Below are 10189 nucleotides of genomic sequence, written 5' to 3'. Positions count from 1 at the left end.
GGTCCATGGGCTGTTGCGCACTTGAGAGTGGTGACGCCATCTCGGCGATCCCGTTTAGGAATTTGAACGAATTGCGCAGCCCAGCCCTTCCGCCGGAGTCAGGAGGAGCTCACAGATGAACCCGAAAAGATCGAAGTCGAAAGGCGGCGGTAACATGCCGATGGTGCACCCGAACGCGGCTGCCATCGACGTTGGCGCCACCATGCATATGGCGGCCGTTAGGGCAGATCGCGCACCGGAGCCAGTCCACAGTTTCGGTACCTTCACGGCCGATCTGCATCGGCTGGTCGACTGGTTTACGGAATGCGGCGTCGAGACCGTCGTCATGGAATCGACCAGCGTCTACTGGATTCCGATTTTCGAGCTTCTCGATGCCCGGGGATTTACCGTCTTCCTTGTCAACGCGCGCGATGCCAAGCACGTGCCGGGGCGTAAGACCGATGTCAGCGATGCACAATGGTTGCAGCGACTCCATTCATTCGGGTTGCTGCGGGCCAGCTTTCAGCCCAAAGGGCAGATTGCCGAACTGCGAGCCTACGTGCGTCAGCGCGAGCGTCTGCTGGAGTACGCGGCCTCACACATCCAGCATATGCAGAAGGCCTTGACGGAGATGAATCTTCAACTCCACCACGTCGTCGCCGACATCACTGGCGCGACCGGCTTGCGTATCATACGCGCGATCCTTGCCGGCGAGCGCGATCCCGAGGCGCTGGCGTGCTTGCGACACTACAGTTGCCACTCCAGTGCCGAGACGATAGCGAAGGCGCTCACCGGGAGCTACCGCGCCGAGCATCTGTTTGCGCTCGAGCAGGCACTTGCCCTTTACGACACCTACCACGAGAAGGCATCTGCCTGCGACGCCCGGATCGAAGTCGTGTTGAAGGAACTGAGCAACCATCGCGGTCGTGGCCATGGACCAGCACCGTGGGCCTCGCTACGTCGGAATCGGACCGATCAGGCGAACGCTCTAGCTTTCGACGTCCGCGAAGCGCTGTTCGCGTTGCTGGGAAAAGACATCACCATGATCGACGGCCTCGGTCCTTACCTCTCGCTGAAGCTGATCGCTGAATGCGGGGACGACCTCTCCTCGTGGCCAAGTGCAAAGCATTTTACCTCCTGGCTAGGACTGGCGCCGAGCAACAAGGTCTCCGGCGGCAAAAGGCTCTCGTCCCGAACGCGCCGATCCGGCGGCCGGGCGGCGGCGCTTCTGCGCCTTGCTGCCGTCACCGTCGGACGCACCGATACTGCGCTCGGCGCCTTTTACAGGCGACTTTCATCGCGCATCGGAAAGGCCAAGGCAGTGACCGCCACTGCCCGCAAGATCGCAGTTCTGTTCTACAATGCTGTGCGATACGGAATGGACTATGTCGATCCCGGGGCCTCTTCCTACGAGACGCGCTACCGGACGCGAGTGGTCAACAATTTGCATCGGCGCGCCAAGGCATTCGGCTTCGTTCTCCAGCCCTTAGAGCCGACCGTCGGCGATGCCGTTTCTTAGGAATCGTTCTCCAGCGTCAGCTCCCCGATCTTGGCGTGCAGCGTTTTCACGTCTACCGCGGACTCGCTCGTTCTGTTGCCACCGCCAGGACCAAACACCTCGGCCGCCGCCTCCTGAAGCTGGGACTTCCACTGCGTGATCTGGTTCGGGTGCACGTCGAAATGCTCAGCCAGCTGGGCCAGCGTCATCTCGCCCTTGATCGCGGCTAACGCCACCTTGGCCTTGAATGCCGGTGCGTGTTGCCGGCGGGCTCGTCTGCTCATCGTCTCTCCTGATTCGCGGGACAATCTTGCCCGCCGTCAGGCAGAAACTCCACTTACCGCCCTGTCCAGATTTCCGGAGCCAGCTCTGACCACCCAGAACTAGAGTTTTGCGCTCTTATCACGTTGGCGGGCTGGTTTGGCCGGCGTGATTTTGCAGTAAAATCGGCGGCCGATTGCCGATTGCCGATGGCTCCATGGGGCCGCTCCTCGTTGTACAACAAGGCTCAAGAACGCCCACAGGACCGTTCTTCGCGAGGTTCTTTATCGACATCATCCCTGGTTTGGTCGCCGAGTTTGCGTTCATGGAAGCGTCGAGAAGGCTGATGATGTCGCTTTACGCTGCTCTCTTGATGGATCACAATCGGATCGATGGTTGGAGGTTCCGGCATGGATGTTCGATCGGGCGGCATGCCCTGACGCTGGGCCTTTGACAGCTCAGCCCTTTGTCAGCATTGACGCACTTTCTGCGCTCTCTACGCTTCTCGATCTGGCGTTGAAGGATCGAACGCCATCAGCTGCCCTGCTTTCTGGCCCATCCAGAGCCTCTCACGACCAGAATCGGGGAGAGACTTATGTCACGGCAGACGGCAGTGCCAGCGAGCGGATACCGACACAATCGACAACCGCGGCCGCAGCAGCAGATGGATCTGTTCGGGAGTGGCCTGTCGAACGGCGCCATCGGCGCGCCCACATGGCTGGATCTGCCCGCAGAAGCGCGGGCAGCGCTCACGAGCCTGATGACGCAGTTGATCCTCGACCATGCAGCGATGACAGCGACGCCGCCCGCGAAGGAGGTCGATCATGATATCTGACAAGGTCAGGCCTCATCATCTGGAGCGCAAGGCGATTCTTTACGTGCGTCAGTCTTCGGCCCATCAGGTGTTGCACAATCGCGAGAGCAGCGCGCTGCAATACGCCATGCGAGACCGGCTGACGGCACTCGGGTGGTCAGAGATTGAAGTGATCGATGATGATCTCGGTCGTTCAGCCGCCGGCGGCATACAACGTGCCGGATTCGAGCGAATGGTGGCGGAGATCTGCCTCGGCAAGGTTGGGGTCCATATTTCACTGATGGTGAGCAGCGATTTCGCGCGATCATGAGCGCCGAATTCAGACGATCGTGAGCAGCCCGCTCCGGCCGAGGCGGTGATAGAGTCAGCGTTCTGGCTGCTCGTCAAGGGTGATGGTTTTGGCGTTGCGTTTTCGCATGCTTTCGCCGGCCAACTGGAGGCGGTGAGCGTTATGGACGAGGCGATCTAGGACGGCGTCGGCGTAGGTTGGGTCTCCGATAGCTTCGTGCCATGTGTCCACAGGGAGTTGGCTGGTTACGACGGTGGAGGCGCGGCCATGGCGGTCCTCGAGGATTTCCAGTAGATCGCGCCGCTCGGTGGCGGTGAGCACCGACAATCCCCAATCGTCCAAAATCAGAAGCTGGGCGCGGCCAATGGTTTTGAGCAAGCGGGCATAACGCCCATCGCCTCGCGCGAGCGCCAACGCTTCGAACAGTCTTGGGACGCGATGATAGAGAACCGAGCGATTGTCGCGGCAGGCCTTGTGGCCGAAGGCACAGGCTAACCAACTTTTGCCCAATCCGGTCGCTCCGGTTATGAGCAAATTCTCGTGGCGATCGATCCAGTCGCCGCTGACGAGCTTGGCGAAGACGGCCCGGTCGATACCCCGCGGCGTGCGCAAATCAACGTCCTCCACGCAGGCATTCTGGCGAAGCGCGGCCAGCTTGAGGCGCGTGGTGAGCCGCCTGGTGTCGCGTTCCGCGGCTTCCCGGTCGACCAGCAGGCCGATGCGATCTTCGAACGGCAAGGCTTCGAGATCAGGTGATCGTCGCTGCTCCTCGAAGGCCTTGGCCATGCCGCTCAAGCCGAGCTCGATCAGGCGTTCGTGGGTGGGATGGTTGAGCATACAAGTCTCCTTGGCTTCAGTGGAAATAATCCCGGCCGCGGATGTTGCCGTGGCGCAGGGGTTGGGGTTCGGAGGGCTCGTCGAGAAAGGTGCGATCCAGGCCGTTCTGGAGGATGGAGCGGATCGAGGCGACGGATCGCGCCTTGATCAGAATGCCGCGTCGGCAGGCCGCGTCGACGCGCTCGGCGCTGTAGCTTTTGGTCAGCGACAGAATGCCGAGGCAGGTGCGAAAGCCTTGCTCGGGATGCGGCCGAGCCGCGATCACGGCCTGGAAGAAGGCGGCGGTCGACGGACCGATCCGCTCGCCGGCGGCGATCACTCCGGCGGGCGTCCATTGGCCGTAGCGCCGATGGGCGCTGGGCATGTGGTCGGAGATGGTGGTGTGGCCCCGCCGGTTGGGCGCGCGGGCGTGGCTGGCGATCCTGCGGCCGTTGTAGAAGATCTCGACCGTCCTGTCGTCGATGCGCGCATCGACGAGCTCCCGGATGAGCCGATACGGTGCGGAATACTAGTGTCCATCGATCTCGATATGATAGTCGGGGCCGACCCGGCATCGCTTCCAGCGTGCGAAAGCGTAAGCCTGGTCCGGCAGCTTTGTGAGCTTGGGCTGGTCGAGCTCGGCGAACAGTTCGGTGCGGCTGGCGCCAAAGTCGCGCATCTGCCGGGCATTGAGTTCGACGGCGAGTATTCTGATGGCTGCGTTCAGCTCCGCTAACGAAAAGAAGCGTTGGTTGCGCAGCCGCGCCAGAATCCATCGCTGGGCGACTTGCACCGCAACTTCGACCTTTGCCTTGTCTTTTGGGCGCCGCGGCCGGGCTGCGAGAATGGCCGTGCCGTAATGGCTCGCCATCTCGGCATAGGTTCGGTTGAGGCCGGGATCGTGGCGGTCGGGATTGGTGACGGCGGCCTTGAGATTGTCGCAGACCACGAATGTCGGCGCGCCGCCGAGGAAGGCGAAAAGGTTGATGTGGACCCGGATCCAGTCGGCGAGCCCCTCGCTTGGGCAGGCCTCGGCGTAGGTATAGTTGGAGGCGCCCATCGCCGCGACGAACAGCTTCATCGACTGCACTTCCCCGTTTGAGGGATCGATGACGTCGATGGTGTCGCCGGCGAAATCCACGAAAACCTTCTCGCCGCCCAGATGGGTCTGCCGCATCGAAGGCCGGGCACGCCCCTTCCAGGCCTCGTAGGTCGTGCAGAACCAGGTGTAGCCGAAGCCATCGGGATGGGTGGCGCGATACTCGTCCCACAGCAGTCGGCGGGTCACGTTGCGCCGGCGCAGCTCCTTGTCGACATAGCCCCAGTCGGGAACGGGCCGCTGGGGGCTCTGCGATGCAGGCCTCGGCGCAGGGAAAAGCAGCAGCTCCAGGTCTTCGTCAGTCATTCCGGCCGGCAACGGCCAGTTCAGCCCGGCCGCCCCGGCTCGGCGCAGATAGCTGTGCGCGGCGCCGTTGCTGATGCCCAGGGTGCGCGCGATGGCTCGCTCCGGCAAGCCTTGAACATGTTTTAAGCGGAGAACCTCTTTGATCCGGCGCATCGACAATCTCTGGGTGGGCATAGGCCTTCCTCGTTCACTGACGAGGCAGTTCCTAAGCCGGTTGAGTTGTCGGCCGAAGCGGGTTGAGCCGCGGAAAAGTTGCTCACGATCCCGCGAAATCCGTGCTCACGATCGTCTGAAATCTCTGCTCACGATCCCCTGAAATCCGTGCTCACGATCCCGCGAAACATGCAGTTGGGGCAGTTTGCGCCCGCGAGGTCTCGCGCTTCGCCCGCAACAGCCGGGATTGGCAGCAACTCATCGAGATGTGCCGCGTGGTCGATACCATTCTGGTCGATCAAGAGACCATCTATGCGCCAAGGCACGGCAACGACCGCCTGCTGCTCGGGCTCAAGGGTAGCCTCAACGAGTACGAGCTGGATCTGTTGCGCCGGCGCTCGCTCTCGGCCCGCTCCGAGAAGCGCGCCGGGGCGAGTTGGTTGTGACAGCGCCGGTCGGCTTCGTGAAGGCCGGCGACCGTTATGAGAAAGACCCGGATCGGCGCGTCCAGGAAGCGATCAAGCTGGTCTTCGACAAGGTCGAGGAACTGGGCAGCGCGCGACAGGCGCTCTGCTGGCTCCATGAGTACAATCTCGATTTGCCGGCGAAGCAGACCAACGGCGCCACGGCCTGGCGGCGACCAAACTACTCTGCCATCCGCCGGATCATTGAGAACCCGGTCTACGGCGGCGGCTATGCCTATGGTAAGACAGCTGTGGCGGCGGGATACAGCACCGCGGGCGTGAGCGTGAAGATCCGCCGCAAGGCGCGAAACGAATGGCTGACGCTGAAGCCCAACACTCGCGAAGGGTATGTGAGCTGGGAGAAGTTCGAGGCGATTCGCACCATGATCAGCAGCAATGTTCCCACCAGTCGGCATCACGGCGCGCCCAAGCATGGTGACGCGCTGCTGGCCGGTCTGATCCGCTGCAAGCGCTGCGGTCGCAAGCTCACACTCCGGTACTCCGGCATGGAAAACCATATCCCGCGCTACAGCTGCAGCCGCGCCTGGATGGACAATGGCGGGGCCCACTGCATCGCCTTCGGCGGACTGCGCGTCGATGACGCCATCGAGGAAGCACTGCTTGGAGTCGTCGGTCCGGGCGCTGTCGCTGCCGCAACCGCTGCCGCCCAGGGAGCCAGGGAACGGCGCGATCAGGTACGCGATGCCCTCAGTCGCGAGCTCGAAGCGGCGCGCTATGCCGCCGACAGGGCTTTCCGGCAATACGATGCCGCTGATCCCGCGAACCGGCTGGTGGCCAGTGAGCTGGAAGCCCGCTGGAACAGAGCGCTCGCTCACGCGGCGGAGGTTGAGGCCAAGATCACCCTGCATGATGCGGCGATGCCCGCGCCCCTTGCTGATCCAGCCTCGCTCGGCGTTCTGGCCTCGAACCTCAAAACGGTCTGGGATGCGCAGACGACGGATGCTCGCCTCAAGAAGCGCATTGTGCGCACCCTCATCCATGAGGTCGTGGCCGATATCGACGACGCGGCCTCGGAGATCGTTCTCGTGGTCCATTGGGTGGGGGGCGCCCACAGCGAGTTGCGCTTGCCGAAGCGCCGGCGCGGACAGCGCAACAGCACCTCTGCCGATATCGTCCAGGCCGTGCGTCAACTGGTGCTGATCGCCAGCGATGATCTGATTGCCGGCCTCCTCAATCGCAACGGCCTCAAGACCGGTAACGGCAATCGCTGGACCCGCGAGCGCGTCACATCAATGCGCTCGAACTACCACATCCCGGTGTTCAAGCCCGCCGAGGACGGGATCGAGCCATGGCTCAACCTTAGCAACGCCGCAAAGCTCCTGAAGATCGCCCCCAAGACGCTCCGACTGGCCGCTGAGGCCGGCGAGATCGAATCCATCCATCCTCTGCCGGATGGTCCTTGGATCCTCGCCCGCACCTGGCTGATAACAACTGCTGCTCAATCTATCGCCACACGAGCGCGACAGAACCCAAAATACCCCGCGGGATCGCAACCCGCTCAACAAAATCTCTTCTCTTCAATCACATAGCCAGATGGGTGTTCTGATGCGCAGTTGTAGTATCTGCGCCAAGTCTCCACCTTTTCCCGGGCGTCCGCAAGCGACAGGAACCAATGGGCATTGAGGCATTCGACCCGGAAGCGGCCATTGAACGCTTCGATAAAGGCGTTATCCGGCATGATGTAGCCGGTGTCCCGTGTTTCCAGACTCGATCTAGCCCATTAGCGTAGACCGATCCGGGCCTCGGGGCACCGGGAGCACGCAAGTGCGGGCAGGCCGTCGCACTGACATGAACTGCGAGTTCGAGGTCGTTATCTGGCCGCCCCTGCGACTAGCCCGGATGCGCTGCGAGCGCGGATCCGTAATTGTCGTGTTGCCCGCAGCTCCCTTTCGCACTGACCATGGAGGGAGAGATGCGCATCATTGGCATGGACATCCATCGCGTGGCGGCCGAGGTCGTGGCGCTGCTCGAGGGACATCTAACGAAGCTCGGCCGCATTCCCATGACTCGTGACAGCTTGGAGGCTTTCGCCAGGAAGGAACTCACCCATGACGATCACGTGGTCGTCGAGGCGACTGGCAATGCCGCGGCCGTTGTCGAAGTTCTGGCGCCGTATGTCGACCGTGTTGTCATCGCCAACCCGAAGCAGGTGCGGTTGATCGCGCACGCAAAGATCAAGACGGATGCGATTGATGCCGCCGTGCTCGCGAAGTTGTACGCCACCGGATTTCTTCCGGAGGTCTGGGTACCCGATCAGCGCACTATGGCCCTGCGAGGTACTGTCCAGAATCTTTCGCACTTTTGATCAGGCGACGGCTCCGGTTTCAGAGAGTTGTGGCTGATAGAGCGGTCGCATGTTCATGTAGCATTTGGTCGACCACGCCGTTCCGGCAATGTGCCGCAGCCGGGCCGCCGCCAAGTTGAGACAGGATTGACCGTCGGGGAAGGCGCCGACGACACGGGTTCGTCGCCGGATCTCCTTCATGATGCGCTCGAGCGGATTATTCGTTCGAATCTTCCGCCAATGGATGTCCGGAAAGGCATAGTAGGCGAGCGTCTCGTGAACCGCCTGCTCGACGAGATCAGCAGCTTTGGCCATACGGCTTGCCCGCAGATCCGCGATGACGGCCCTGGCTTTCTCGTTGGCCGCGGCGCGACTCTCCTGGGCATGAATGGCCTTGAGCATGTGGCTCACCTCGCGGACCCGGGTCGATGGCACGTGGCTGAAGACATTGCGATAAAAATGCACCATGCAGCGTTGATAGCGTGCCTTCGGCAGATAATCCGCAACGCTTTCGACAAGACCTCGGCACGCATCGGAAACCACCAGCTGCACGCCCCTGAGACCGCGATCGACGAGATGCCGTAGAAACGATGACCAGCCGGATTTGTCCTCCTTGGCGCCCTCACAGATGCCGAGGATCTCCCGGAACCCCTCGGCATTGACTGCCGAGGCCACCAGCAGCGACACGTTGCGAACCTCACCAGCCCAGCTGCGCTTCATCACGATGCCGTCGAGGTAGAGATACGGATGCTCGCCTTCGATCCTGCGATTCCGCCACGCCTCGATCTTGGTATAGATCTTCTTGTTCAGGTTCGACACTGTGCTCGGGCTGACCCGGGTGCCCCACAGCGCCTCCGTGATGTCTTCGACCCGCCGAACCGAAATCCCAGCCAGATACATCTCGATCAGCGCCTCCTCGACCGAGCTCTCCCGCCTCCGGTAGCGCTCGATAATCGCCGTCTCGAAGGTTTGCCGCCGTAGCTTCGGGACCTTCAGATTGACGTCGCCCGCCTTGGTGTGCAGCGTTCGCTCGTAGCTGCCTGCCCGCGTGTCCTGCCGCGCCGGGCTGCGCTCATACCGCCCAGCCCCGCACAGCTGGTCCGCTTCGGCCTCCAGCATCGCGTTCAGGGTCTCTTCCACCGTCCCGCGGACCATCTCGCCCAGGTGATCTCGAATCCGGGCCTCATCAATTTGGATCACCTGACCCATGGCATTCCCATCGTTCATTCAAAGCTCCTTCATTCTAGAAGAAGCCGTCAATCGTAACCGGTATGAGCTCCCACGCCCGCGGTGATCAGCGAGCGCGGGCGTAGCGGATCGGCATCCAGTATTGCCGCAAGGCCTCGACCGCCGCCGGAATATCGGCGTGGGCGTTACGCAGGAATTTCTTGGTCTCGCGGCCGCTTCGTGGTGACCCAAGCAGCGGACGGCCCTGATCGTCGCGACAGTGCAGCAGGATGGGCAGAAGTAGGCCGTGATTGACGTTACTGGCGTCCAGCAACGGCGCCCACGCCGATAGCTTGAGCCGCATCGCGGCATAAAAGCCTTGGCACCATGGTCGCGGATCGACGTCTCCACTGGGTTTGGGCCGGTGCATCGGCGCGAACCTGTCGGGTGCGGTCGAGAGGGTGTTGCTGATGTCGTTGTGGCGCAGCGCGACGGCCGATATGGCTGCAAACTCCGGGGTGCCGCCGTGGTTGAAGGCATCGGCATCGATCGCGAGCAGCGGGCAGATCCAGTCGAGTGGGCTCATCGACACCGGTCCGGCCACGATTGCGGCGACGTAGCCGTCGAGCATGGGGAGATTGGTGGCGGCAGGATGCTGATCGACGCGAGCCTGCAGCCATCGCTCGAGTTCCTCAAGTGGCATTGCGGCTGCCGCCATCGACGACGCTGCTTTATGACGACGCGGGCTCATGCCGCGGCCTGTGCGGTGCGCTGGCGCGCCGCCTTCCAGTGCCAGGCGAGCAGCTCGTGCAGTTGATGGCTCTTAGTTCGCCCGGAGACGATGCGCTCCAGCACGTCGGTCAGATAGGCCTGCGGATCGAGCTCATGGAGCTTTGCGGTGTTCACGAGCGAGGCCAGGATGGCCCAGCTCTCGGCGCCGCCTTCCGAAGAGGCTGCATAATGCAGGGATTCCGGGCAACGAAGTTCGAGTAACATATCCATTCCATCCTGACGCTGGCCGAGACCTGGTCGTGCTCG

Annotated in this window: 8 protein-coding genes and 5 pseudogenes; 6 read left to right on the top strand and 7 right to left on the bottom strand. The window is 62.3% G+C overall.

The genetic code is table 11. The features are described from left to right. Positions 1 to 115 precede the first annotated feature (115 nt). Positions 116 to 1498, top strand: coding sequence for an IS110 family transposase (locus GGD62_RS40210; RefSeq protein WP_183714758.1), 1383 nt, complete (start codon positions 116 to 118; stop codon positions 1496 to 1498). 2 nt (positions 1499 to 1500) lie between these two features. Here the strand turns inward: GGD62_RS40210 and GGD62_RS40205 are convergent. Continuing rightward, a pseudogene (locus GGD62_RS40205) lies at positions 1501 to 1761 on the bottom strand (transposase); the annotation flags it as partial. Between the two features lie 641 nt (positions 1762 to 2402). Between GGD62_RS40205 and GGD62_RS40200 the strand changes: the two are divergent. Together GGD62_RS40200 and GGD62_RS40195 are read left to right on the top strand one after the other, a co-directional pair. Then, positions 2403 to 2573 (top strand): hypothetical protein, encoded by a 171-nt coding sequence (locus tag GGD62_RS40200; protein ID WP_210318081.1) that lies wholly within the window; start codon positions 2403 to 2405, stop codon positions 2571 to 2573. Then, positions 2563 to 2862, top strand: a complete 300-nt coding sequence (locus GGD62_RS40195; RefSeq protein ID WP_246800565.1) for a recombinase family protein — start codon at positions 2563 to 2565, stop codon at positions 2860 to 2862. Before GGD62_RS40200 ends, GGD62_RS40195 begins: the two co-directional genes overlap by 11 nt. Positions 2863 to 2916: 54 nt before the next feature. Here GGD62_RS40195 and istB read toward each other — a convergent pair whose 3' ends face one another. Then, positions 2917 to 3678 carry an IS21-like element helper ATPase IstB gene (gene istB, locus GGD62_RS40190; protein ID WP_183714753.1) on the bottom strand — a complete coding sequence of 254 codons (762 nt, stop codon included), beginning with the start codon at positions 3676 to 3678 and terminating at the stop codon, positions 2917 to 2919. Positions 3679 to 3694: 16 nt separating this feature from the next. After that, positions 3695 to 5236: pseudogene (istA, locus tag GGD62_RS40185) on the bottom strand (IS21 family transposase). A gap of 143 nt (positions 5237 to 5379) precedes the next feature. On the opposite strand from istA, the gene GGD62_RS41375 reads away from it, so the two are divergent. Next, a complete protein-coding gene (locus GGD62_RS41375) occupies positions 5380 to 5661 on the top strand; it encodes a recombinase family protein (protein ID WP_312014340.1) in 282 nt (93 codons plus the stop codon). Beyond that, the gene (locus GGD62_RS40175; protein ID WP_312014339.1) at positions 5658 to 7229 is read left to right on the top strand and encodes a recombinase family protein; all 1572 of its coding nucleotides are present in this window, start codon (positions 5658 to 5660) and stop codon (positions 7227 to 7229) included. The genes GGD62_RS41375 and GGD62_RS40175 overlap by 4 nt, the downstream gene beginning before the upstream one ends. On the opposite strand, the pseudogene GGD62_RS40170 reads toward GGD62_RS40175, so the two are convergent. Next, positions 7199 to 7372, bottom strand: a pseudogene (locus tag GGD62_RS40170) (transposase); the annotation flags it as partial. The gene GGD62_RS40175 and the pseudogene GGD62_RS40170 overlap by 31 nt on opposite strands. Before the next feature lie 240 nt (positions 7373 to 7612). Between GGD62_RS40170 and GGD62_RS40165 the strand changes: the two are divergent. Further along, positions 7613 to 7984: pseudogene (locus tag GGD62_RS40165) on the top strand (transposase); the annotation flags it as partial. A gap of 21 nt (positions 7985 to 8005) precedes the next feature. Here GGD62_RS40165 and GGD62_RS40160 read toward each other — a convergent pair. From GGD62_RS40160 to GGD62_RS40150, 3 genes and pseudogenes are all read right to left on the bottom strand, one after another. Further along, positions 8006 to 9193, bottom strand: a complete 1188-nt coding sequence (locus GGD62_RS40160; protein WP_183714761.1) for an IS256 family transposase — start codon at positions 9191 to 9193, stop codon at positions 8006 to 8008. 85 nt (positions 9194 to 9278) lie between these two features. Next, a complete protein-coding gene (locus tag GGD62_RS40155; protein WP_183714750.1) occupies positions 9279 to 9869 on the bottom strand; it encodes a YecA family protein in 591 nt (196 codons plus the stop codon). 29 nt (positions 9870 to 9898) lie between these two features. Further along, positions 9899 to 10090: pseudogene (locus tag GGD62_RS40150) on the bottom strand (transposase domain-containing protein); the annotation flags it as partial. Positions 10091 to 10189 lie beyond the last annotated feature (99 nt).

Origin of the sequence: Bradyrhizobium sp. ERR14 (genome assembly GCF_014198235.1) — a bacterium.
Taxonomy (GTDB): domain Bacteria; phylum Pseudomonadota; class Alphaproteobacteria; order Rhizobiales; family Xanthobacteraceae; genus Bradyrhizobium.
Note: the sequence above shows the minus strand (reverse complement) of the source record. Positions and strands in the feature narration are given on the sequence as shown.